This is a genomic window from Streptomyces sp. NPDC019890, from assembly GCF_044903445.1.
Lineage (GTDB): Bacteria > Actinomycetota > Actinomycetes > Streptomycetales > Streptomycetaceae > Streptomyces.
Genome location: NZ_JBJDQK010000002.1, coordinates 628,072 through 651,526, shown reverse-complemented (window position 1 = coordinate 651,526; position 23,455 = coordinate 628,072). Strand labels below are relative to the sequence as shown.

The window sequence follows — 23,455 nt, the reverse complement described above, 5'->3', positions numbered from 1 at the left end:
CTACGACTCCTTGTGGGAGAGGGCACGTACGGTGCGGGAGGGGCTGGGACGACCCAGCTGTTCGGCCATCCACACGCTGGTGGCGGTGAGCCGGCCGAGGTCGACCCCGGTCTCGATGCCGAGGCCGTCGAGCATCCACACGAGGTCTTCGGTGGCGAGGTTTCCGGTCGCGCTCTTCGCATACGGGCAGCCACCGAGGCCGCCCGCGGAGGCGTCCACGGTTCTCACCCCGTGCTGGAGCGCGGCGAGCGTGTTGGCGAGGGCCTGGCCGTAGGTGTCGTGGAAGTGCACACCGATGGCGCTGGTGGGCACGCCCTCCTCGTTGAGCTGCGCGAGAAGGGCCAGCACATGACCGGGCGTGGCCACGCCGATGGTGTCGCCGAGGCTCAGCTCGTCGCAGCCGAGATCCATGAGCTGCTTGGCGACCCGTACGACCTGGTGAACCGGGACCGGGCCCTCCCACGGGTCGCCGAAGCACATGGAGAGATAGCCGCGGACATGGATCTTGTCGGCGCGCGCCTTGGCGACGACCGGCTCGAACATGGCGAGCGACTCGTCGACGCTGCGGTTGAGATTGCGCTGCGCGAAGGTCTCGGTCGCGGACCCGAACACGGCGATCCGGCGCGCGCCGAGGGCGGTGGCCCGCTCCAGGCCGCGTTCGTTGGGCACGAGGACGGGCAGGGCGACGCCCCCGATGTCGCCGAGGAGGGGGAACAGCTGCTCGGCGTCGGCGAGTTGGGGCACCCACTTGGGGTGCACAAAGCTGGTCGCCTCGATCGTGGTCAGCCCGGCGTCGGCGAGCCGGTGGACGAACTCGGCCTTGATCTCGGTGGGTACCACCGCCTGCTCGTTCTGCAGCCCGTCGCGGGCGCCGACCTCGTGGATACGGACGCGGGGCGGCAGATCCTGCGCGGGGACCTCCATGGGCAGCCCGTCGGTCATGCCTCCTCCTCCCTCGGGGTGACGACCGCCAGGACCTGGTCCATGGCGACGGTCGTGCCGGGTGTGACGTCGAGCTCGGTGACGGTGCCGGCGTGCGGGGCGGAGATGACGTGCTCCATCTTCATCGCCTCGACGACGAGCAGGCTCTGGCCCGCGTCGACCTCGTCCCCGACGCCGACCTTGACGACGGTGACGGTGCCGGGCATGGGCGCGGCGAGCGTGTCCACACCGGCCCGCGCGGCGCCGGTGAGGCTCGCCTCGACGGGGTCGTGGTCCAGGACGTGCCAGCTGTCGCCGTCCCGCCCGAGCCAGCTCCCCGCCCGCCAGAATGTGTGCACCACGCCGCCGAGGGTCACCGACACCCGTTCGTTCTCGACCCGGTGGCTGCTGCGGTCCTTTGCCTCGTATGTCACGGGTTCGAGTCCCGGTACTCGGAACCAGTGGGTGACGGGGACCGGCAGGCCGCCCATGCGCCAGCCGCTCGGCACGGAGAAGGGGTCGGTCCAGCCCGCGCCCCCCTGCGGAGCCAGTTCCGCGAAACGCACCGCCGCGGCGGCCTCGTACACCTCGTCCGGTACACCCCCCGGCACCAGGCCCGGCCCCTCGCGCTCCACCAGCCCCGTGTCCAAGTCGCCCGAGACCACCGCCGGATGGGCCAGCAGCCGGCGCAGGAAGCCCGCGTTCGTCGGGACGCCGAGGGTGACCGTGTCCGCGAGGGCCGCCCGCAGTCGGCGCAGTGCCGTCCCGCGGTCCGGGCCGTACGCGATGACCTTCGACAGCATCGGGTCGTACAGGCTGCCGACCTCCGTGCCCTCGGTGAGCCCGGAGTCGGTGCGCACACCGTCGTCCTGCGGCTCGTGCAGCGCGAGCACCGTGCCGCCGGAGGGCAGAAAGCCCCGCGCCGGGTCCTCCGCGCAGATACGGGCCTCGATCGCATGGCCCGAGAGCGTGATGTCGTCCTGTGCGAACGGCAGTTGCTCGCCCGCCGCGACCCGCAGCTGCCACTCCACCAGGTCGAGACCGGTGATGAGTTCCGTCACCGGGTGCTCGACCTGAAGGCGGGTGTTCATCTCCATGAAGAAATACGCGGACGGGTCATTGCCCGGGACGATGAACTCGACCGTGCCCGCGCCCCGGTAACCGCACGAGCGGGCCGCCTGCACCGCCGCCTCGCCCATCGCGGCGCGGGTCTTCTCGTCGAGCAGGACGGACGGCGCCTCCTCGATGATCTTCTGGTGGCGGCGCTGCAACGAGCATTCGCGCTCGCCGAGATGGACCACATGGCCGTGGCCGTCCGCCAGGACCTGGATCTCGATGTGCCGGGGCCGGTCGATCCACCGCTCCACGAGCAGCGTGTCGTCGCCGAAGGAGGCGCGCGCCTCGCGGCGGGCCGCCGCGATCTCCTCGAGCAGCGCCGACTCGACCCGGGTGAGCCGCATGCCCTTGCCGCCGCCGCCCGCCGACGGCTTCAGCAGCACCGGCATGCCGATCTCACGGGCGGCATCGGCCAGTTGATCGTCGGTCAGGCCCGATCCCGAGGAGCCGGGCACCACGGGCACACCAGCAGCCCGCACCGTCTCCTTCGCGCGGATCTTGTCGCCCATCAGAGAGATGGCTTCGGCGGACGGGCCGATGAAGACCAGGCCCGCATCCGCGCAGGCCTGCGCGAAGCCCGCGTTCTCCGCGAGGAAGCCATAGCCCGGGTGGACCGCTTCCGCGCCCGTGCGTGCGGCGGCCTCCAGCAGGCGTTCCACCGAGAGATAGCTCTCGGCCGCGGGTGCGGGGCCGATGCGGACCGCGGTGTCCGCCTCCCGTACATGCCGGGCATCCGCGTCCGCGTCGCTGAAGACGGCGACCGAGCGGACGCCCATCGCGCGCAGCGTGCGGATGACGCGCACCGCGATCTCGCCCCGGTTGGCGACAAGGACTGTGCTGAACATCGTCATGGTCCGTCTCACATCCGGAAGACGCCGAAGGCGGGGTCGGTCAACGGGGCATTGGCGCAGGCCGTGAGCGCGAGGCCGAGCACCTGGCGGGTCTCCAGCGGGTCGATCACACCGTCGTCCCAGAGCCGGGCCGTCGCGTAGTACGCATTGCCCTGGGACTCGTACTGCGCCCGGATCGGGCTCTTGAAGGCCTCTTCGTCCTCCGCGGACCACTCCTCGCCGCGGCCCTCCAGCTGGTCGCGCTTCACCGTGGCCAGCACCGAGGCGGCCTGCTCGCCGCCCATCACCGAGATCTTGGCGTTGGGCCACATCCACAGGAAGCGCGGGGAGTACGCCCGGCCGCACATCGAGTAGTTCCCCGCACCGTACGAACCGCCGATGACGACCGTCAGCTTCGGCACGCGCGTGCAGGCCACCGCCGTGACCATCTTGGCGCCGTGCTTGGCGATGCCGCCCGCCTCGTAGTCCCGGCCGACCATGAAGCCCGAGATGTTCTGCAGGAAGAGCAGCGGGATGCCGCGCTGGTCGCACAGTTCGATGAAGTGCGCGCCCTTCTGGGCGGATTCGGAGAACAGGATGCCGTTGTTGGCGACGATGCCGACCGGGTGGCCGTGGATGCGGGCGAAGCCGGTGATCAGCGTCTGTCCGAACTCGGCCTTGAACTCCTGGAACCGGGAGCCGTCCACGACCCGGGCGATCACCTCACGCACGTCATAGGGGGTGCGGGAGTCCACCGGCACCGCGCCGTAAAGACCGGCGGGGTCGACCTTGGGCTCCTCGGCCGGCTCGACCGACCAGGGCAGCGGGCCGCGCGCGGGGAGCGTCGCCACGATGTTCCGTACGATCCGCAGCGCGTGGGCGTCGTCCTCGGCGAGATGGTCGGTGACCCCGGAGATACGGGAGTGGACCTCGCCGCCGCCCAGCTCCTCGGCCGTGACGACCTCGCCGGTCGCGGCCTTCACCAGGGGCGGGCCGCCGAGGAAGATCGTGCCCTGGTTGCGCACGATGACGGCCTCGTCGCTCATCGCCGGGACATACGCCCCGCCGGCCGTGCAGGAGCCGAGGACCGCGGCGATCTGGGGGATGCCGGCGCCGGACATCCGGGCCTGGTTGTAGAAGATCCGCCCGAAGTGCTCGCGGTCGGGGAAGACCTCGTCCTGCATGGGCAGGAAGGCGCCGCCGGAGTCGACGAGATAGACGCACGGCAGGCGGTTCTCCAGCGCCACCTCCTGGGCGCGCAGATGCTTCTTGACCGTCATCGGGTAGTACGTCCCGCCCTTGACGGTGGCGTCGTTGGCGACGACGACCACCTCGCGGCCGCTGACCCGGCCGATGCCCGCGATGACGCCTGCCGCCGGGGCCTGGCCCCCGTACATCCCCTCGGCCGCGAGGGGCGCCAGCTCCAGGAAGGGCGAGCCCGGGTCGAGGAGGGTGTCCACGCGGTCGCGCGGCAGCAGCTTTCCGCGCGCGGTGTGGCGCGCGCGGGCCTTCTCGCCGCCGCCCTCGCGGGCCGCGGCGAGCTTGGCGCGCAGGGCGTCGGCCAGTTCCTGGTGCGCCGCCTCATTGGCCTGCCAGGCCGGGGAGGCGGGATCTGCCGCGCTCGCCAGCACAGGTGCCTGCTGCATCGCTCGAGCTCCCTTGCTCGGTTAATGAGCGTTAACGTGTTTCATCTAGGTTAACGACCGCTAACACCTCTGTCTAGAATGAATTCTCATGAGCACCAGGACCGCTGCACCGACGCGACGCGAGCAGATCCTCAAGGAGGCCGCGCGCCTCTTCGCCGAGCGCGGCTTCCACGGCGTGGGCGTCGACGAGATAGGAGCCGCGGTCGGTATCAGCGGCCCGGGTCTGTACCGCCATTTCCCGGGCAAGGACGCGATGCTCGCGGAACTGCTCGTGGGCATCAGCGAGCGCCTGCTGAGCGGCGGCCGGCTGCGGGTCGAGGAGGCGGCGGCCGACCCCGAGGTGCTGCTGGCCGCCCTCATCGACGGCCACATCGACTTCGCGCTCGACGACCGTCCACTGATCACCCTGCACGACCGGGAGCTGGACCGCCTGCGGGACAGCGACCGCAAGCTGGTGCGGCAGCTGCAGCGGCAGTACGTCGAACTGTGGGTCACGGCCGTCCGTGACCTGCACCCGGACGTCGCGGAATCGGAAGCCCGCGCGGCGGTCCACGCGGTCTTCGGCCTGCTCAACTCGACGCCGCACCTGGGCTCGTACGGCAGCGGCCTGCCGGGCCGCGCGGCGACGGAGACGCTGCTGCGCCGTCTGGCGCACGGGGCGTTCGCCTCGCTCACCGGCTGACGGCCGGGTTCCGCCCGTGGCCCGGTGCAGGTCCGCGCGCGACACGTCCAGGGTTCGGGACGACGGGTGCCGGCGGGGCACCTGACGGCACAATGGGCTGCATGCCGATACCCAGCCGTGCCGCCCTTGTCGATCACCTTGTCCGCTCACGTATCGCCGGAGACGTCGCCACCCCCCGCGACAACAACCTCTCCCACTACCGCAAGCTCGCCAACGGCGACCGCCACTACTGGCTCGGCCTGGAGCTCGGGGACCGCTGGACCGATGAGCAGGACGTGCTGGCAGTCATGGCCGAGCGGTGCGGGGTCAGCGACGACCCCGAACACCGGAGCGGTCAGGACACCATCGACCCGGAGCTGACCGTCGACGCGCTGGAGCGGCTCGCCGCGCGGCTGCGCAAGGCCGCCGCCGGGCAGGAGCGGGTGCTGTTCGCGACCGGGCATCCGGGCGGGCTGCTGGACGTGCACCGGCAGACGGCCGACGCGCTGCGGGCAGCCGGGTGCGAGATCGTACGGATTCCGGGCGGGCTCACGGCGGACGAGGGCATGGTCTTCCAGTTCGCGGACGTCGCGATGCTGGAGCGCGGTGCGACCCTGTGGCACACGCATTCCCCGGCCCCCATGGCCGCGATCCTGGACGGCCTGGAGCGGGACGGCAGACCCCAACCCGACCTCGTGGTCGCCGACCACGGCTGGGCCGGGTGCGCGGGGCAGCGCGGCCTGGACTCCGTCGGGTACGCGGACAGCAACGACCCGGCGCTGTTCATCGGCGAGGCGGAGGGCACCCTCCAGGTGACCGTCCCGCTGGACGACCATGTCACGGACCCGCGCTTCTACGACCCGATGACGGCCTATCTGCTGGACGCGGCGGGGCTCGTCTGACCCATCGGCGGGCTCGTCCGGCCCGTCGGCGGGGGACGCGTCGACCCGTCAGCGGGGGACGCGGACCACGCCCTCCTGGATGACCGTGATCGCAAGACGCCCGTCCTGCGTGTAGATCCGGGCCTGTCCCAGGCCCCGGCCGCCGGACGCCGACGGCGACTCCTGGTCGTACAGCAGCCATTCGTCCGCCCTGAAGGGCCGGTGGAACCACATCGCGTGGTCCAGCGACGCGCCCACCACGTCGCCGACGGCCCAGCCGCCGCGCCCGTGTGCCAGCAGGACCGAGTCGAGCAGCGTCATGTCGGAGACGTATGTGGCGAGGCAGACGTGCAGCAGGGGGTCGTCGGCAAGCTTGCCGTTCGTACGGAACCACACCTGCGAGCGCGGCTCGCGAGGCTGTCCGAAGTCGCCGAAGGGAGGGGTGTCCACATAGCGCAGATCGACCGCGGCCCGCGACTCGAGCATCCGGTCCACCATGCGGGGGTCGGCGAAGCGGTCGGCGTACCGCGGCAGCATCTCGGCCGCGGTCGGCAGCGTCTCCGGAGTCGGCGCGGACGGCATCGCCGCCTGGTGCTCCAGGCCCTCCTCGTACGTCTGGAAGGACGCCGAGAGATGGAAGATCGGCTGGCCGTGCTGGACGGCGACGACCCGGCGCGTGGTGAAGGAACGGCCGTCGCGGATGCGGTCGACCGTGTAGACGATCGGCGCCCCGGGGTCGCCCATGCGCAGGAAGTACGCGTGCAGGGAGTGGGCCGTGCGGTCCTCGGGGACGGTGCGGCCCGCGGCGACCAGCGCCTGCGCGGCGACCTGGCCGCCGAAGACGCGCGGTACGACGGCGGAGCGCGACCGCCCCCGGAAGATGTCCTGCTCGATCCGCTCGAGGTCGAGCAGATCGAGCAGGGCGTCAAGTGCTGAGCTCATGGAGTGAAGGTAGTTGAACTACTCAACTGCCCTACAGACCCATGGACTTCGCGATGATCGACTTCATGACCTCGCTGGTGCCGCCGTAGATGCGGTTGACGCGGTTGTCGGCGTACAGCCGGGCGATCGGGTACTCGTTCATGTAGCCGTAACCGCCGTGCAGCTGAAGGCACTTGTCGATGACGCGGTGTGCGACCTCGGTGCAGAACAGCTTCGCGGACGCGGCCTCGGCGGCGGACAGCTCGCCCGCGTCCAGCGCCTCCAGGGCACGGTCGGCGACGGCCTCGGCGGCGTCCACCTCGGCCTGGCAGGCGGCCAGCTCGAACTTGGTGTTCTGGAACGACGCGACCGGCTTGCCGAAGACGGTGCGCTCCTGCACGTACTGCTGGGCGAACCGGACGGCGGCCTTGGCCTGCGCGTACGCGCCGAAGGCGATGCCCCAGCGCTCGGAGGGCAGGTTCTGGCCGAGGTAGTAGAAGCCCTTGTTCTCCTCGCCGAGCAGGTCCTCGACCGGGACCTTGACGTCAACGAAGGCCAGCTCGGCGGTGTCGGAGGTGCGCAGGCCGAGCTTGTCCAGCTTGCGGCCGACCGAGTAGCCCGCCGACTTGGTGTCCACCGCGAACAGCGAGATGCCGAAGCGGCGGTCGTCCTCGCGCGGGGCGGAGGTGCGGGCGCACACGATCACGCGGTCGGCGTGCACACCACCGGTGATGAAGGTCTTGGCGCCGTTGAGGACGTAGTGCGTGCCGTCCTCCGAGAGCTTGGCGGTGGTCTTCATGCCCGCGACGTCGGAGCCGGTGCCCGGCTCGGTCATCGCCAGGGCCCACATCTCCTCGCCGGTGACGAACTTCGGCAGGTAGTTCTTCTTCTGCTCGTCGGTGGCGAGCAACTTGATGTAGGGGAGAGCGAGCAGCACGTGTACGCCGGAGCCGCCGAAGTTGACGCCCGCGCGCGAGGTCTCCTCGTAGAGCACGGCCTCGAACTTGTGCGTGTCCAGGCCTGCGCCACCGAATTCCTCGGGGACGTTGATGCCGAAGATGCCCAGCTCACCGAGCTTGTAGTAGAAGTCCCGGGGCGCCTGGCCGGCCGCGAACCACTCGTCGTAGACGGGCGCGACCTCGGCCTCGATGAAGGCGCGTATGGTCTCGCGGAACGCCTCGTGGTCCTCGTTGAAAACGGTACGGCGCACGGACGCCTCCTCGTGACTGTGTGGGTACGCTGCGCTGTCTAAGCGCTTGCTCAGTCCTAAGTTACCCGGCGGTCGCAAGTGCTGTCCAGGGTCCTGAGTGGTCGTCCGCGTCACAGCGAGCGCAGCGCGAACCACAGCTCCATCCGTACGTCCGGATCGTCCAGGTCCTCCTCCAGCAGCGTCGCGCAGCGCGCGATGCGCTGGCGGACGGTGTTGCGGTGGACCTCCATCGCGGCGGCAGTGCGATCCCAACTGCCGTGCAGCGAAAGCCAGTTGCGCAGCGTGTCGAGCAGGGCGGGGGAGTCCGCGAGGGGGGCCAGGCGCAGGCGGGCGTGGGCAGCGGCCTCCTGAGGGGAAAGCAGTGCCGAGAGCGAGGTGCCGCGGTGTCTGACCAGGTCGGTACGGGTGGCCGCGGCGCGGTGGACGGCTCTGGCCGCCTGGGTGTCGGCGGCCGGAAGTTCCTGCGGGCTCACGGGGGCGCTGACGCCCATGATCCAGCCGGGCTGCGGGGTGACCTCGTGGTCGGCCGGCAGCAGGATGCGTACGGTCCCGTCGTCGGCGGGGTCGACGAGCGCGCTGCCGAGCGCGGCGCCGAGCGCGGACGCGTCCAAGCGGGTGCCGCGACCGCCACGCGCGTGTACGACGGTCCACCGCTCGGCCCCGAGCAGCCGCGCGGCCTCGTCGGCCCCGGCCCCCAGCAGCAGCCGTACGAGTGCGGCGCTGCGCCCGGTGCCGTCGGCGCCCTGGTGGGGCGCGGTCAGCAGCGAGAGCAGCACGACGGCGACCCCGGCGACGGTGTGATCGCCGGCCTCCCGCGCCGGGGTGGCAAGCCCGAGGGTGAACCCCTGGCTGCCCCCGAGTGCGTATGCGGCGAGATGCGCCCCGGGGATGCTGTCACTGGCGGACGCGGGCGCCGGCCCTTCCGCCCCGCCCGGCGGGTTGCCCGACGGCGGGTTCACCACGCGCGCCAGGCGCGCCAGCGCCGCCCCCGCCTCCGGGACGGGCGCGCGGCCCGCCGTGGACAGTTCCGTGGCGTCCGGCCCCAGCAGGACCGCCTGGCCTTCCAGGCGGGACGCCAGTTGGTGCAGGACCGCCGGGACCGGGTCCGGGCGGGCCGCCGCCGCGGCGAGGCCCTGCTGGGCCTGGGTCACCCGGCGCAGTTCCCGGTGGCGTGCCTCGGCCATCAGCCGCCACACCGCCCGTGCCACCGCCGTGAAGGTGGTCTGCGGCGGCACCTCCAGCAGCGGCAGCCCATGCCGGTCGCATGCCTCGATCAGGGCCGCGGGCACCGTGTCGTGCACCGGCGCGAGCCCGAATCCCAGCGCCGCCGCGCCCGCCTGCACGATGCGTGACACATATCTGTCGGGGTCCTTCAGCAGCACCCCGGCGCTCAGCAGCAGCTCCCCGCCGAGCAGATACGGATAGGGATCCTCCATCTCGGAGGTGTGCACCATGTGCACCGCCGCGCCCGCCTCCACCGGCCCGGCGATCTGCCGCAGGCCCAGATCCTCGCGGGCGAGCAGTGCGACGAGGGGGATCGGTGGGGTGGGTGGGGCTGCGGTGGTCTCCGGCATGGACAGTCCATCCATAGGCGGTATTGACAATGGATGAAACGTACACTTCAGCGTTTCTTTCCGGCCACCTAGCGTCGTCAGACAACAAGACCTGAGAACCCCGGGGGACGAGACGGAAGGAAAGCCGATGGCTGTCGACTACGCAGTGATCGTTGTCTATCTGGCCGGCATGCTCGGCATGGGCTGGTGGGGCATGCGCCGCGCCAAGACCAAGAGCGAGTTCCTGGTCGCGGGCCGTCGCCTCGGCCCCACGATGTACTCCGGCACCATGGCCGCCATCGTCCTCGGCGGCGCCTCCACCATCGGCGGCGTGGGCCTCGGCTACAAGTACGGCCTTTCGGGTGCCTGGATGGTCTTCACCATCGGCCTCGGCCTGCTGGCGCTGAGCATCTTCTTCTCGGCCCGCATCGCCCGCCTCAAGGTGTACACCGTCTCCGAGATGCTCGACCTGCGCTACGGCGGCAAGGCCGGTCTCATCTCGGGCGTCGTGATGTGGGCGTACACGCTGATGCTCGCGGTCACCTCGACCATCGCCTACGCCACCATCTTCGACGTCCTCTTCGACATCAACCGCACCGCCTCGATCATCCTCGGCGGCGCCATCGTCGTCGCGTACTCGACCCTCGGCGGCATGTGGTCGATCACCCTCACCGACATGGTGCAGTTCGTCGTGAAGACGGTCGGTGTGCTCCTGCTCCTGCTGCCGATCGCGGTCGTCAAGGCCGGCGGCTTCGCCGAGATGAAGGCGCAGCTGCCCACCGAGTACTTCTCTCCCCTCGGCATCGGCGGCGAGACGATCTTCACGTACGTCCTGATCTACACCTTCGGCATGCTGATCGGCCAGGACATCTGGCAGCGGGTGTTCACGGCGCGCAGCGACAAGGTCGCGAGCTACGGCGGCACGGTCGCCGGCACGTACTGCCTCGTCTACGCCCTGGCCGGCGCCGTCATCGGCACCGCCGCCCGGGTCCTCTACCCGAAGCTGTCCAACGCCGACGACGCCTTCGCCACCATCGTCAAGGACGAACTGCCCATCGGTGTGCGCGGTCTGGTGCTCGCCGCGGCCCTCGCCGCCGTCATGTCCACGTCCTCCGGCGCGCTCATCGCCTGTGCCACCGTCGCCAACAACGACATCTGGTCGCGGCTGCGCGGTCTCACGTCCCGGCGCGGTGACGACCACGACGAGGTGAAGGGCAACCGCGCCTTCATCCTGATCATGGGTGTCGCGGTGATCTGTATCGCCATCGCGCTCAACAACGTCATCGAGGCCCTCACCGTCGCGTACAACCTGCTCGTCGGCGGTCTGCTGGTGCCCATCCTGGGCGGCCTGCTGTGGAAGCGCGGCACCGTGTACGGCGCGCTCGCCTCGGTGGTCGTCGGTGGCGTCGCGGTCATCGGCCTGATGGCGTCGTACGGGATCCTCGCCAACGAGCCCGTCTACTACGGCCTGCTGCTGTCGCTGGCGGCGTACGTGATCGTCTCTCTGGCGACCAGGCCGACGGACCCCGCGATCCTGGCCAACTGGCGCGAGCGCCTGGCGGGCCGGTCCACCGAGGACGAAGAGGCCGCGGCCGAGCCTGTGGCTGTCCCGAGCTAAAGTCGAATTACCGCAACGAAGCGTACGAAAGAAGGCAATTCACATGAGCAGCAACGAGCAGCCGCGCGGCCCGATCGACTCGTCCCGTATTCCGCGGTACGCCGGACCCGCGACGTTCGCCCGGCTGCCCCGGCTGGACGAGGTCGGCCGCGCCGACGTCGCCGTGGTCGGTGTTCCCTTCGACGCCGGGGTCTCCTACCGTCCCGGCGCGCGCTTCGGCGGTAACGCCATCCGCGAGGCGTCGAGGCTCCTGCGCCCGTACAACCCGGCGCAGGACGCCTCGCCCTTCGCGCTCGCGCAGGTCGCGGACGCGGGTGACATAGCCGCGAACCCGTTCAACATCAACGAGGCCGTCGAGACGATCGAGGCCGCGGCCGACGACCTGCTCGGCACCGGCGCGCGGATGATGACGCTCGGCGGCGACCACACCATCGCGCTGCCGCTGCTGCGCTCGGTGGCCAAGAAGCACGGCCCCGTCGCGCTGCTGCACTTCGACGCGCACCTGGACACCTGGGACACGTACTTCGGCGCGGAGTACACCCATGGAACTCCCTTCAGGCGGGCCGTCGAAGAGGGCATCCTCGACACCTCCGCCCTGTCCCATGTGGGCATCCGCGGCCCGCTGTACGGCAAGCAGGACCTGACCGACGACGAGAAGATGGGCTTCGGCATCGTCACCTCCTCCGACGTCTACCGCCGGGGCGCCGACGAGGTCGCCGACCAGCTGCGCCAGCGCATCGGTGACCGCCCGCTCTACATCTCCATCGACATCGACTGTCTCGACCCGGCCCACGCCCCGGGCACCGGCACCCCCGAGGCGGGCGGCATGACCTCCCGCGAGCTGCTGGAGATTCTGCGCGGTCTGGCCTCCTGCAACCTGGTCTCGGCGGATGTCGTCGAGGTCGCGCCGGCGTACGACCACGCCGAGATCACCTCGGTCGCGGCGTCGCACACGGCGTACGAGCTGACGACCATCATGTCCCGCCAGATCGCGGAGGGCCGCGCCAAGTGACGCACGACCACGACCTCGTACTGCGTCCGACCCAGGCCCAGACGACGGCTGCGCTGTCCCCTCCGCCCGGCCGCAACGGCGGCGATCTCGTCGTCGAGACCCTGGCCGGCCTGGGCGCGACCACCGTCTTCGGCCTCCCCGGCCAGCACGCGCTCGGCATGTTCGACGCGCTGCGCCGCTCGCAGCTGGAGTACGTCGGACTGCGCGTCGAGAACAACGCGGGCTTCGCGGCCGACGCGTACGGCCGAGTGACGGGTGAAGTGGCCCCGCTGCTGCTCTCCACCGGCCCGGGTGCGCTGATGTCGCTGGCCGCACTCCAGGAGTCGGCGGCGGCTTCGGCGCCCGTGCTCGCGATCGGCAGTCAGGTTCCGACCGCCGGTCTCGGCGGCGGCCGGCACGGCTACCTTCACGAACTGCGCGACCAGCAGGCGTCGTTCAGGGATGTGGTGAAGTCGGTCCACACGGCCCGCACGCAGTCCCAGATCCCGTCGGCGATCGCGGCGGCGTGGCAGTCGGCACTGACGGCCCCGCACGGACCGGTGTGGGTGGAGATCCCCCAGGACGTCCTGCTGGCGGAGACGACACTGCCGGTCGTCACGGCGATGGACGCGACCCCGCACGAGGTCGTCCCGCGCCCCGAACTGACCGCGGTGGCCGCCGACTTGCTGTCCCGTGCCACCCGTCCGGCGATCATCGCGGGCGGCGGAGTCGTACGCTCCGACGCCTCCGGCAAGCTGCTGGCGCTCGCGGAGAAGCTTCACGCCCCGGTCGTCACGACCTTCGGCGGCAAGGGCGCGTTCCCGTGGGAGCACCCGCTCTCACTGCAGTCCTGGCTCGAGGACCGCCACACCACGGACTTCCTCGAGTCCGCGGACGTACTGCTGGTCGTCGGCTCGGGCCTCGGCGAACTGTCCTCGAACTACCACACGTTCGCGCCACGCGGCCGGGTCATCCAGATCGAGGCGGACGCGGGCAAGCTGGAGTCCAACCACCCGGGCCTCGGCATCCACGCGGACGCGCGGCTCGCGCTGTCGGCGCTGCTGGAGACGGTGGAGGAGCGCTCCGACGAGTCGGCGGCGGAATCCGTACGCACGGTCCTGTCCCAGGTCCGAGCCCGCATCGACGCCCAGTCCCTCACCCTGGAACAGCAGGTGCTCGCGTCCGTCCGGGAGGCCCTGCCCGACGATTCGCCGAGCTTCTGGGACATGACGATCCTGGCCTACTGGGCCTGGTCGGCCTTCGACGCCCGCCACCCGAACACCATGCACTCGGCCCAGGGCGCGGGCGGCCTCGGCTACGGCTTCCCGGCGGCCCTGGGCGCGGCGGCGGCGGACCGCTCCCGCCCGGTCCTCGCGGTCTCGGGCGACGGCGGCGCGATGTACTCGATCGCGGAGCTGGCTACGGCTCGCCAGTACGACCTCCCGGTCACCTGGCTGATCGTGGACGACGGCGGCTACGGCATCCTGCGCGAGTACATGGAGGACGCGTTCGGCGAGGCGACGGCGACGGAACTGTCCCGCCCGGACTTCGTGGCACTGGCGGAGTCCTTCGGGGTGCCGGCGGTCCGCACGACTCCGGAGTCCCTGACGGAAGACCTGGGCAAGGCGCTCATGGAGCCGGGTCCGTCGGTGGTCGTGCTCCCGGCACTTCTACGGATGTTCGCCGCGACGCACGCCTGAGCCGTCGCTCTGAATCCCTGGCCCCGCTGCCCCATCCCCCTGGGCAGCGGGGCCAGGCCTTTGCCCTTCTCGGGTGACCGATATATGCTTCATATGTCGACGACCTATGGAGGATATGCCGTGTCGAATCTCTACGTGGAAGTCGACGACGACGCACTGAGCGAGGCCGCGTCGATACTGGGCACCACAACGAAGAAGGACACCGTCAACGCCGCCCTGCTCGAAGTGGCGAAGCGCCGACGGCGGCTGAACGCACTCGACGAACTCGCCGAGATGGGTGAGCGCGGCGACTTCGACGTCCTGCTGGACAAGAGCAACTACCGTCGATGAGTCCGCTCACCCACCTCATCGACACATCGGCCGCTGCCAGGATTCTGACCAACAAGGCGGTGCGGGAGCGCTGGAGCGAGCATCTGGCCGAGGGTGTGATCGGCTTGTGTGACATCACCGAGATGGAGATGCTCTACTCCGCCCAGTCGCTGGGCGACCGGATCGCCAAGGAGGAGCTCCTCGCCGAGCTCTTCAACTGGATCCCCGTACCCGATGACGTATACCAGCGGGCCCGTACCGTGCAACGGATGATGACGCAGCGGGGCGAACATCGCAGCGCCGGACCGGTGGACCTGCTCGTGGCAGCCACCGCGGAGCTGTCCGGACTCACCGTGCTCCACTACGACGCCGACTTCGAGACCGTGGCCAGAGCGACCAATCAGCCCACGATGTGGGTGGCGCGGCCCGGCACGCTGTAAGGCGGTTGCCGCCTCGCAGCCCCGCGCTGTTCGGCGGACTGCGAGCCAGGCGGAAGGCGCGCTGCCGATGTCCCTGCGCATGGCCATCCGCAGGCCCGTCACCGCCTCGTCGTACAGCGCCAGAGCCCGCTAGTAGTCGGGCGAATCGACGGCGCAACCGCGGGACGCAAGGTCCCTGAGGTCACGCGAACGGTGAAGTGCCGTACCGTCCCCGTCCGCCCGGGGGTGACAGCAGCGCGGAGCCCGGGCCGCTCCGTGGGACGTACACTCCACCCATGGGTTGCACACATGCGGTGAGGGAGGGCCTGCGACAGGCACCTCGCGCGCTGTGCACCACCGGCCCCGGGGCCCGCTGCCGCGCCTTGCACGGCCACGGCTGATCAGTTCCCGACGGGCCCTGCCCGGCCCGTGCCCCGCCCGTGGAGCTTCTCCGCGCTGCCAGGCCCTCTTTTCGGTTTGCGGAACACCGCACCACTTTTCTGTCTCCTGAGCACCACCCCCGCGGCTTCCCGGCGTGCCGTCGCCATCGCCCTCGGCGACGGCTGGACGGCCTGCTGAGCCGCACCCTCGAGAGGACCCCTGTGAAGTTGAGTGAGTTGCTGGCCGGGCACGACCACGAGGTCCTTCTGGGCGATCCGGAGACGAGGATCACCGCGGGAACATGCTTCGACGCCCACCGTGTCTCGCCCGGTTCGCTGTTCATCGCGGTGCCCGGTCACTGTGAGGGTGGCCCCGAGCTCGTCGCACCGGCTCTGGCGCGTGGCGCCGTGGCGATACTCGTCGACGAGGCGGTGCCCGATCTCCCGGCGGCCGTGTGGGCGTCGGCCGCCGGAGTGTGTGTCGTACGGGTGCCGGACACGCGGCAGGCGGCCGCGGTCGTCACTTCCCGCTACTACGGCGACCCCGGGCGGGAGATGGACATGGTGGCCGTCACCGGTACCAACGGGAAGACGTCGGTGTCGTACATGGTCGAGTCCGTGCTGCGCATCGCCGAGGGCGCACGCGTGGGCGTGATCGGGACGGCAGGCAGCCGGATCGGCGACGAACTGATCCCGATGCCGCGATCCGTGCTGACCACACCGGAGTCGCCGGACTTCCAGTACCTGCTGGGGCACATGCGCGACCGCGAGGTGGGCACCGTGGTCCTGGAGGCCACGTCCATGGGCTTGCTGACCCACCGCGTGGACCACGCCTTCCTCGACGTGGGGATCTTCACCAACCTCACCCAGGACCACTTGGACGACCACGGCACCATGGAGAACTACCGGGATGCCAAGCTGCGCCTGTTCCAGGGGCTGTGCCGACGCGCGGTGGTCAATGTGGACGACCCTGTGGGAGCAGGCATCCGGGCGATGATGCCCGGTGCGGTCACCACGTACGCGCTCGACGCCGAGGCCGACTACCGGGCGACCGACCTCAGCATGAACGCCCTCGGTACGCGCTTCACCCTCCACCACGCCGGACGCAAGTACCCGGCGGCGATCCGCGTCCCCGGCCGGTTCTCGGTGGCCAACGCGCTGGCCACCGTGGCGGCCTGCCATCTCCTGGGGTACGACCTGACAGGGCTGGTCGCGGCACTCGACCGGATGCCTCCGGTCCCTGGGCGGTTCGAACGCTTCGAGACTCCACGCGGCACGTCCGTGATCGTGGACTACGCACACTCTCCCGACTCCCTGGACAAGGTGCTCAGCGCCATCCGGGACTTCGCCACCGGCCGGGTCATCACCGTCTTCGGTTGCGGAGGCGACCGGGACATCACCAAGCGCGCGCGGATGGGCGAGATCGCCGGGACCCTCTCCGATCTTGTCGTCCTCACCTCGGACAACCCGCGGAACGAAGACCCCGAGACGATCCTGGACCAGATCACGCCGGGTCTCAGGGCGACCGGCACCCGGTTCGAGCGGTTCTCCGACCGCCGCCGGGCGATCGCCTTCGCGCTGTCCGCCGCGGAGCGGGACGACATCGTCCTCGTCGCGGGGAAGGGCAGCGAGCCGTTCCAGATCGTCGGCGAACAGCTGCTGCCTTTCAGCGACATGGCGACGGTGCGCGAACTCGCTGCCGCGCAGAAGTAGTACGCGGCGGACGCCGTTCGCGGCGGCGAGTGCGGCGCCGAGTGCGGCTCACCACGAGACCGTGCGGCAGAACGTTCATGGAAAGTCCGCCCGGGCTCAACCCCTCGCCGCCTAACGTGGCGGCATGCGTCTGCGAAACGTACTCGCCGCCGTCAGTGCCGTGCTGGCCGTCGTCGGCTCTGTGGCCGCCGCCCCCTCGGGCAACGGGCGGCCCCCGTCCGGCAGTTGCTCTCCCCGCGTCGGCATCGACAGCTACTCCGACGTGCTCGACAAGACCCAGTTCCAGGGTGCCTTCGTCGGCAACTTCTCCGCTCTCGCCGTCGACCGGGACGGCCGCATCGCCGCGCTCTCCGACCGGTCCGAGCTGTTCACCCTGGACGCGCGTACCTACGCGCCCCGCACCGTCGTCCCTCTCGCCGACGAGAACGGTGGGCAGCTCGACTCCGAAGGGCTCGTCGTCGAGCGTGACGGCAGCCGGCTCGTCACCTCGGAGACCGAGCCGTCCGTACGCCGCTACGGACGGGACGGGACCCTCCTCGGCAGGCTGCCCGTGCCCGACGCTCTCAAGGTTGCTCCGGCCGGACGGGCCACCCGGAACCTCACCTTCGAGGGGCTGACCCTGCAGCCCGGCGGCCGCACCCTCGTCGCCGCCATGGAGAGCCCGATCGCCGGAGACGGCACGGGGATCGTACGGATGCAGACCTGGCGGCGAGCCACCCCCCGACACGACTTCCGGCTCTCCGCGCAGTACGCGTACCAGGCCGATGCCAAGCTCGGAATCAGCGAGACCACCGCCACCGGCGACGGGCGGCTGCTCGTGCTCGATCGCGGGTTCACCGCCGGGGTCGGCAACACCGTCCGGCTCTACCTCGCCGACCTGCGGCATGCCACCGACGTCAGCAATGTCGCGTACGTCACAGGGCAGGCAGGGCAGGAAGGCGTCCGGCTCGTACGCAAGACACTGCTCGCCGACCTCGTCGACTGCCCCTCACTCGGCGCGCCCGCCAAGCAGCCCCAGCCCAACCCTCTGCTCGACAACATCGAGGCCCTGGCTGTCACTTCACGAGGTCCCGGCGGGCGGCTGCACGTCCTGCTCGCCAGTGACGACAACCAGAACGCCGCCCAGACCACCCGGCTGTACCGGATGACGATTCGGTTGCCACGCCGCTGATCTGTACAACTTTTCGGCCAGTCGTGAGTCATGAGTGGCGGGCGCGCCGGAAAGGGCGCGCCCGCACCAGGCACACAGGGGACGGGAAAAGCCTCCATGACTCACCACCGAATAGGCGGTCGCGCACGCGCCGCCGCCGCGGTTCTCGCCGCCGCGACGCTCGTGCCGCTCGCCACCGGCGCCGCGCCCGCGGCCGCCGTGACGCCGACGGTCAGTTGCACTTCCGGCAAGTCGGGACTCGCCGCCAAGCTGACCCAGGACATCACCGCCTCGCTCGCGGGCCGCGCCTCCACGACCGCCGTCGCCGTGCGTGACAACACCACGAACACCACCTGCGGGCTGCGGATCGGCGACCGTTACGACTCCGCCAGCGTCGTCAAGGTCACCGTCCTGACGACGCTCCTGTGGGACGCGCAGAAGACCGGTCGCCAGCTGACCGACCGCGAGAAGCAGCTCGCCTCCGACATGATCACCAAGTCGGACAACGCCGCCACCAGCGCGCTGTGGAAGCAGCTCGGCGTCACCAAGATCCAGGGCTTCCTCAACGCCGCCAAGATGTCCCGGACCATCCCCGGCTCGGGCGGCTACTGGGGTCTCACCCAGATCAGCGCCGGCGACCAGATGCTGCTGCTGAATCTGCTGGCCCTGAAGAACACCGTTCTCACCGACGCCTCGCGGGGCTACACCCTCGGCCTCATGTACAAGGTCGTCGCCTCGCAGCGCTGGGGCGTCTCGGCCGGTGCCCCCAGCACGGCCCGCGTCCAGCTCAAGAACGGCTGGCTCTCCCGGGCCACCCACGGCTGGCGCGTCCACAGCGTCGGCGCCTTCACCAGCGGCGGTCACAGCTACACGATCTCCGTGCTGACGCACGACAACAGCTCCATGCAGTACGGCGTCGACACCATCCAGCGGGTCGCCCGCGCGGTCCACAAGGATCTGGCCCCCACGGCCACCGCGGCGTCCGAGGTCTTCACGCCGCCCGCCGTCCCGCAGGAGGCTCTGCCGGGCACCCCGGAGACGGCCCCGAGGGACGCGGTCCCCGCCACCCGCTGACCCACCGGTCTCTTGCGGCCCGAATTGTTGCAGCGGGATGAAATCCGCTGCTCGCGGCGTTGGTGCCTTCCGGCGGATCAAAACAAACGGGAGGCACCACGTGGCGGCGTCGGCAGAGCAGAGCTGGGCACGGCGGCTGTCCGGATACGCCTGGCGTTACCGGCGCAATGTGCTGCTCGCGCTCGGGTCCTCCCTGGCCGGTATGGCCGTCATGGCGCTCGTCCCGCTGATCACCAAGGTCGTCATCGACGATGTGATCGGCGACAGTACGAGATCCCTCGCCGTCTGGACCGGGCTGCTGATGGTCGCGGCCGTTGTCGTATATGTCCTGACATATATACGCCGCTATTACGGCGGCCGACTCGCCCTCGACGTCCAGCACGACCTCCGTACCGAGATGTACGGAACCATCACCCGCCTCGACGGACGACGCCAGGACGAGCTCTCCACCGGCCAGGTCGTCGGCCGCGCCACCAGCGACCTCCAGCTCATCCAGGGCCTGCTGTTCATGCTCCCGATGACCATCGGGAACGTCCTCCTCTTCCTCATCTCCCTCGTGATCATGGCGTGGCTGTCGCTGCCGCTCACCCTGATCGCCGTCGCCGTCGCCCCCGCCCTCTGGTACATCGCCAAGCGCAGCCGCACCCGCCTGCACCCCGCCACCTGGTACGCCCAGAGCCAGGCGGCCGCCGTCGCGGGCGTCGTCGACGGCGCCGTCTCCGGCGTACGCGTCGTCAAGGGCTTCGGCCAGGAGGACCAGGAGACCGGCAAGCTGCGCGAGGTCAGCAGGAAGCTCTTCGCGGGCCGGCTGCGGACCGTCAGGCTCAATTCGAAGTACACCCCGGCCCTTCAGGCCGTCCCCGCGCTCGGACAGGTCGCGATGCTGGCCCTCGGCGGCTGGCTGGCCACCCGCGGCCAGATCACCCTCGGTACGTTCGTCGCCTTCTCGGCCTATCTGGCGCAACTCGTCGGCCCGGTCCGGATGCTCGCCGTGGTGCTGACCGTCGGACAGCAGGCACGGGCCGGCGTGGAGCGCGTACTCGAACTCATCGACACCGAGCCGACGATGACCGACGGCACCAAGGAACTCCCGGCCGACGCCCCCGCCACCGTCGAGTTCGACGACGTCACCTTCGGATACGACAAGGAACGGCCCGTTCTCGACGGCTTCTCGCTGGAGATCAGGCCCGGCGAGACCGTTGCCGTCGTCGGCTCCTCCGGCAGCGGCAAGTCCACCGTCTCCCTTCTGCTGCCACGCTTCTACGACGTGACGCACGGCGCGGTCCTCGTCGGCGGCCACGATGTGCGCGAGCTGACCCTCGACTCGCTCCGCGCCGCCATCGGGCTCGTGCCGGAGGACAGCTTCCTCTTCTCCGACACCGTGCGCGCCAACATCGCATACGGAAAGCCGGACGCGACCCAGGAAGAGATCGACACCGCCGCGCGCGCCGCCCAGGCCGACCGCTTCATCGCCGAGCTGCCCGACGGCTACGCCACCAAGGTCGGCGAGCAGGGCCTCACCCTCTCCGGCGGCCAGCGCCAGCGCATCGCGCTCGCCCGTGCGATCCTCACCGACCCCCGGCTGCTGCTCCTCGACGACGCCACCTCCGCCGTGGACGTCCGCGTCGAGCACGAGATCCACGAGGCCCTGCGCTCCGTCATGGCCGGGCGTACGACCCTGCTCATCGCCCACCGCCGCTCCACCCTGGGTCTCGCCGACCGTATAGCCGTGCTCGACGGCGGACGGCTCGCCGACATCGGCACGCACGAGGAGCTGACGCGTCGCTCGGCCCTGTACCGGCGGCTGTTGACCGACCCGGACGAACTCGGCGCGGTCTCGCCCGGACACACCCCGCTGCCGGCGGCCGAACCCGAGGAAGACCGCACCGTACGGGACGAGCTCGACGCAGAGTTCGACGCCAACCGCGGCATCACGCCCCGCCTGTGGGAGCGCGAGGAGAACGCCGAGGAGTCTGCGGCCCCCGGCGCGTCCCCCGAACTGCTCGCCCAGGTCGAGGCCCTGCCGCCGGCGACCGACACCCCCGCCATCGACGAGGCACGGGCCGTGCGGCCCGAGGAGTCGTACGGACTGCGCCGACTGCTGGGCGGCTTCGGCCTCCCGCTGCTGATCAGCCTGCTGTTGGTGGCCGTCGACGCCGGCATGAGCCTGATGCTTCCCATTCTGATCAGGCACGGCATCGACAAGGGCGTCACGCAGATGGCGCTCGGCGCCGTGTGGGCGGCCTCCGTGCTCGCGCTGATCACCGTGGTCGTGCAGTGGGCCGCGCAGACCGGTGAGACCCGGATGACCGGCCGCACCGGTGAGCGGGTCCTCTACTCCCTGCGGCTGAAGATCTTCGCCCAGCTCCAGCGGCTCGGACTCGACTACTACGAGCGCGAGCTGACCGGCCGGATCATGACCCGGATGACGACGGACGTGGACGCCCTGTCCACGTTCCTGCAGACGGGCCTGGTCACCGCGTTCGTCTCGGTGGTCACTTTCTTCGGCATCATGGTCGCCCTGCTCGTCATCGACGTAGAGCTGGCGCTGGTGGTCTTCGCGACGCTGCCGGTGCTGATCATCGGCACGTACTTCTTCCGCAAGAAGAGCGTGAAGGCGTACGAGCTGGCCCGCGAGCGCATCAGCGTCGTCAACGCCGACCTCCAGGAGTCCGTGTCCGGGCTGCGGATCGTCCAGGCCTTCCGCCGCGAGCGCGACGGCGCGGGCCGCTTCGCCGCCCGCAGCGACAACTACCGCAAGGCCCGGGTGCGCGGCCAGTGGCTGATCTCGGTGTACTTCCCCTTCGTCCAGCTGCTGTCCTCGGTGGCCGCCGCTTCCGTGCTGATCGTCGGCGCGGGCCGCGTCGAGGCGGGCACCCTCACCACCGGCGCGCTGGTCGCCTACCTCCTCTACATCGATCTGTTCTTCGCGCCCGTGCAGCAGCTGTCCCAGGTCTTCGACGGCTACCAGCAGGCGACGGTGTCCCTGGGGCGCATCCAGGAGCTGCTCCAGGAGCCGACCTCGACCGCCTCCGCGCGCGAGCCCCTCGATGTGCTCTCGCTGCGCGGCGAGATCGCCTTCGAGAACGTCGACTTCGCGTACGGGGATGACGAAGCGGCCCTGAACGCCATCAATCTGCGCATCCCGGCCGGCCAGACCGTCGCGTTCGTCGGCGAGACCGGCGCGGGCAAGTCGACGCTGGTCAAGCTGGTCGCGCGGTTCTACGACCCGACGAGCGGCCGGGTCACGGCCGACGGCACCGACCTGCGCGCGCTGGATCTGACGGCGTACCGGCACCGGCTCGGCGTCGTCCCCCAGGAGGCGTACCTCTTCGCGGGCACCGTCCGCGACGCCATCGCCTATGGACGTCCCGGCGCGAGCGACGCCGCGGTGGAGGCCGCGGCCCGCGCCGTCGGCGCCCACGACATGATCGCCACACTCGACGGCGGCTATATGCACGAGGTCGCCGAGCGCGGCCGCAACCTGTCCGCGGGGCAGCGCCAGTTGATCGCGCTGGCCCGCGCCGAGCTCGTCGACCCGGACATCCTGCTGCTCGACGAGGCCACAGCGGCCCTCGATCTGGCCACCGAGGCCCAGGTCAACCAGGCCACGGACCGGCTGACCGGCCGCCGCACCACACTGGTGGTCGCCCACCGCCTGACCACCGCGGCGCGCGCCGACAGGGTGGTCGTGATGGATGCGGGCCGGGTGGCGGAGGACGGGACCCATGACGAACTGCTGGCCCGGGGCGGCACCTACGCCACGCTCTGGCGCACCTTCATAGGGGAGGACGAGCCCGCCGCCGTATGACGCAGGGCGGGTACGGATTCCTACGGAGAGCGGATTCGTGGGAGCCGCAACCATTCTCACGCCGACTGCGTCGTACGCATGTACGGGCAAGTGGCAAAGGGGTGTGAGAGTGTTCGGTGGGGCGGGGAACAGACGACGTTGGCGGCGGCCGCTCATGCACGGCCTCGCCCTGCTCATGGCCGTGGCGGCCCTCACCATCGCCGGACCGGGCACGCCGCGTGCCGAGGCCGTGGCGTCCAACTGCGCCGGCCGCCCGCTGAAGACCGTCAAGTTCGCCACCGGCGAGCTGCGCGTCTACAAGAACCGGTGGTACGCCTGCGCCGTCGCCGTATCCAACAAGCCGGGCACGCGGCGCGCCATGTCCATCTCCCTCCAGGCGCGCGGCGGCCACGCCGCCGTCGACAAGGGCACCTTCACCCGCCAGGCGGGGCCTGTCACCGTGCACGCCCTCAACCGCTGCGTGCGGGCCACCGGCGCCATCTCCGGCGTCGCGCGCTCGACCGGCTGGATCCTCTGCTGACCCTCTCCCGGTCGATCGGGAGTCAACTGGG

The 23,455-nt window shown here is 70.6% G+C and carries 18 protein-coding genes; 12 read left to right on the top strand and 6 right to left on the bottom strand.

The window, feature by feature from the left end; translation table 11 throughout:
* Genes ACI2LP_RS07255 through ACI2LP_RS07245 form a run of 3 tightly spaced genes read right to left on the bottom strand, consistent with a single transcriptional unit; the run spans position 1 to position 4,513 of the window.
* Complete coding sequence (locus ACI2LP_RS07255) at positions 1–942, bottom strand: hydroxymethylglutaryl-CoA lyase (protein WP_404723540.1); 942 nt, start codon at positions 940–942, stop codon at positions 1–3.
* Positions 939–2,882 (bottom strand): acetyl-CoA carboxylase biotin carboxylase subunit, encoded by a 1,944-nt coding sequence (locus ACI2LP_RS07250; RefSeq protein WP_404723539.1) that lies wholly within the window; start codon positions 2,880–2,882, stop codon positions 939–941. Before ACI2LP_RS07250 ends, ACI2LP_RS07255 begins: the two co-directional genes overlap by 4 nt.
* A gap of 14 nt (positions 2,883–2,896) precedes the next feature.
* A complete protein-coding gene (locus ACI2LP_RS07245) occupies positions 2,897–4,513 on the bottom strand; it encodes a carboxyl transferase domain-containing protein (protein WP_404723538.1) in 1,617 nt (538 codons plus the stop codon).
* An 88-nt stretch (positions 4,514–4,601) separates the two neighbouring features.
* On the opposite strand from ACI2LP_RS07245, the gene ACI2LP_RS07240 reads away from it, so the two are divergent.
* Both ACI2LP_RS07240 and ACI2LP_RS07235 read left to right on the top strand, forming a co-directional pair.
* Complete coding sequence (locus ACI2LP_RS07240; protein ID WP_360872429.1) at positions 4,602–5,195, top strand: TetR/AcrR family transcriptional regulator; 594 nt, start codon at positions 4,602–4,604, stop codon at positions 5,193–5,195.
* Positions 5,196–5,296: 101 nt separating this feature from the next.
* On the top strand, positions 5,297–6,076 hold the full coding sequence (locus ACI2LP_RS07235) for a phosphatase (protein ID WP_404723537.1): 780 nt from the start codon (positions 5,297–5,299) through the stop codon (positions 6,074–6,076).
* Positions 6,077–6,124: 48 nt separating this feature from the next.
* On the opposite strand, the gene tesB is transcribed toward ACI2LP_RS07235, so the two are convergent.
* The 3 genes from tesB to ACI2LP_RS07220 form a co-directional block, all read right to left on the bottom strand.
* Positions 6,125–6,997 carry an acyl-CoA thioesterase II gene (gene tesB / locus ACI2LP_RS07230; protein WP_404723536.1) on the bottom strand — a complete coding sequence of 291 codons (873 nt, stop codon included), beginning with the start codon at positions 6,995–6,997 and terminating at the stop codon, positions 6,125–6,127.
* Between the two features lie 31 nt (positions 6,998–7,028).
* Positions 7,029–8,186 carry an acyl-CoA dehydrogenase family protein gene (locus tag ACI2LP_RS07225; RefSeq protein ID WP_404723535.1) on the bottom strand — a complete coding sequence of 386 codons (1,158 nt, stop codon included), beginning with the start codon at positions 8,184–8,186 and terminating at the stop codon, positions 7,029–7,031.
* A 110-nt stretch (positions 8,187–8,296) separates the two neighbouring features.
* Positions 8,297–9,760 carry a PucR family transcriptional regulator gene (locus tag ACI2LP_RS07220; RefSeq protein ID WP_404723534.1) on the bottom strand — a complete coding sequence of 488 codons (1,464 nt, stop codon included), beginning with the start codon at positions 9,758–9,760 and terminating at the stop codon, positions 8,297–8,299.
* 127 nt (positions 9,761–9,887) lie between these two features.
* Here ACI2LP_RS07220 and ACI2LP_RS07215 point away from each other — a divergent pair, with 127 nt between their 5' ends.
* The 10 genes from ACI2LP_RS07215 (at position 9,888) to ACI2LP_RS07170 (ending at position 23,424) form a co-directional block, all read left to right on the top strand.
* Complete coding sequence (locus ACI2LP_RS07215; protein ID WP_360882830.1) at positions 9,888–11,357, top strand: sodium:solute symporter; 1,470 nt, start codon at positions 9,888–9,890, stop codon at positions 11,355–11,357.
* A 43-nt stretch (positions 11,358–11,400) separates the two neighbouring features.
* Positions 11,401–12,369, top strand: a complete 969-nt coding sequence (gene speB / locus ACI2LP_RS07210; RefSeq protein ID WP_360882833.1) for an agmatinase — start codon at positions 11,401–11,403, stop codon at positions 12,367–12,369.
* Complete coding sequence (locus ACI2LP_RS07205; RefSeq protein WP_404723533.1) at positions 12,366–14,048, top strand: thiamine pyrophosphate-binding protein; 1,683 nt, start codon at positions 12,366–12,368, stop codon at positions 14,046–14,048. The genes speB and ACI2LP_RS07205 overlap by 4 nt, the downstream gene beginning before the upstream one ends.
* A gap of 120 nt (positions 14,049–14,168) precedes the next feature.
* On the top strand, positions 14,169–14,378 hold the full coding sequence (locus ACI2LP_RS07200; RefSeq protein WP_404723532.1) for a type II toxin-antitoxin system VapB family antitoxin: 210 nt from the start codon (positions 14,169–14,171) through the stop codon (positions 14,376–14,378).
* Entirely contained in the window at positions 14,375–14,797 is a 423-nt protein-coding gene (locus ACI2LP_RS07195) for a PIN domain nuclease (protein ID WP_404723531.1), read from the top strand. Before ACI2LP_RS07200 ends, ACI2LP_RS07195 begins: the two co-directional genes overlap by 4 nt.
* 581 nt (positions 14,798–15,378) lie before the next feature.
* Positions 15,379–16,869 carry a UDP-N-acetylmuramoyl-L-alanyl-D-glutamate--2,6-diaminopimelate ligase gene (locus ACI2LP_RS07190; RefSeq protein ID WP_404723530.1) on the top strand — a complete coding sequence of 497 codons (1,491 nt, stop codon included), beginning with the start codon at positions 15,379–15,381 and terminating at the stop codon, positions 16,867–16,869.
* Positions 16,870–16,993: 124 nt separating this feature from the next.
* A complete protein-coding gene (locus ACI2LP_RS07185) occupies positions 16,994–18,040 on the top strand; it encodes an esterase-like activity of phytase family protein (protein ID WP_404723529.1) in 1,047 nt (348 codons plus the stop codon).
* Positions 18,041–18,136: 96 nt separating this feature from the next.
* A complete protein-coding gene (locus ACI2LP_RS07180) occupies positions 18,137–19,093 on the top strand; it encodes a serine hydrolase (RefSeq protein WP_404723528.1) in 957 nt (318 codons plus the stop codon).
* Between the two features lie 100 nt (positions 19,094–19,193).
* Positions 19,194–22,904 carry an ABC transporter ATP-binding protein gene (locus ACI2LP_RS07175; RefSeq protein WP_404723527.1) on the top strand — a complete coding sequence of 1,237 codons (3,711 nt, stop codon included), beginning with the start codon at positions 19,194–19,196 and terminating at the stop codon, positions 22,902–22,904.
* A gap of 154 nt (positions 22,905–23,058) precedes the next feature.
* The gene (locus tag ACI2LP_RS07170) at positions 23,059–23,424 is read left to right on the top strand and encodes a hypothetical protein (protein WP_404723526.1); all 366 of its coding nucleotides are present in this window, start codon (positions 23,059–23,061) and stop codon (positions 23,422–23,424) included.
* Positions 23,425–23,455: the final 31 nt, after the last annotated feature.

Coding starts and splice junctions, on each gene's coding strand:
- ACI2LP_RS07255 (WP_404723540.1), bottom strand. CDS start 942: ATGACCGACGGGCTGCCCATGGAGGTCCCCGCGCAGGATCTGCCGCCC.
- ACI2LP_RS07250 (WP_404723539.1), bottom strand. CDS start 2,882: ATGTTCAGCACAGTCCTTGTCGCCAACCGGGGCGAGATCGCGGTGCGC.
- ACI2LP_RS07245 (WP_404723538.1), bottom strand. CDS start 4,513: ATGCAGCAGGCACCTGTGCTGGCGAGCGCGGCAGATCCCGCCTCCCCG.
- ACI2LP_RS07240 (WP_360872429.1), top strand. CDS start 4,602: ATGAGCACCAGGACCGCTGCACCGACGCGACGCGAGCAGATCCTCAAG.
- ACI2LP_RS07235 (WP_404723537.1), top strand. CDS start 5,297: ATGCCGATACCCAGCCGTGCCGCCCTTGTCGATCACCTTGTCCGCTCA.
- tesB (WP_404723536.1), bottom strand. CDS start 6,997: ATGAGCTCAGCACTTGACGCCCTGCTCGATCTGCTCGACCTCGAGCGG.
- ACI2LP_RS07220 (WP_404723534.1), bottom strand. CDS start 9,760: ATGCCGGAGACCACCGCAGCCCCACCCACCCCACCGATCCCCCTCGTC.
- ACI2LP_RS07215 (WP_360882830.1), top strand. CDS start 9,888: ATGGCTGTCGACTACGCAGTGATCGTTGTCTATCTGGCCGGCATGCTC.
- speB (WP_360882833.1), top strand. CDS start 11,401: ATGAGCAGCAACGAGCAGCCGCGCGGCCCGATCGACTCGTCCCGTATT.
- ACI2LP_RS07195 (WP_404723531.1), top strand. CDS start 14,375: ATGAGTCCGCTCACCCACCTCATCGACACATCGGCCGCTGCCAGGATT.
- ACI2LP_RS07185 (WP_404723529.1), top strand. CDS start 16,994: ATGCGTCTGCGAAACGTACTCGCCGCCGTCAGTGCCGTGCTGGCCGTC.
- ACI2LP_RS07180 (WP_404723528.1), top strand. CDS start 18,137: ATGACTCACCACCGAATAGGCGGTCGCGCACGCGCCGCCGCCGCGGTT.
- ACI2LP_RS07170 (WP_404723526.1), top strand. CDS start 23,059: ATGCACGGCCTCGCCCTGCTCATGGCCGTGGCGGCCCTCACCATCGCC.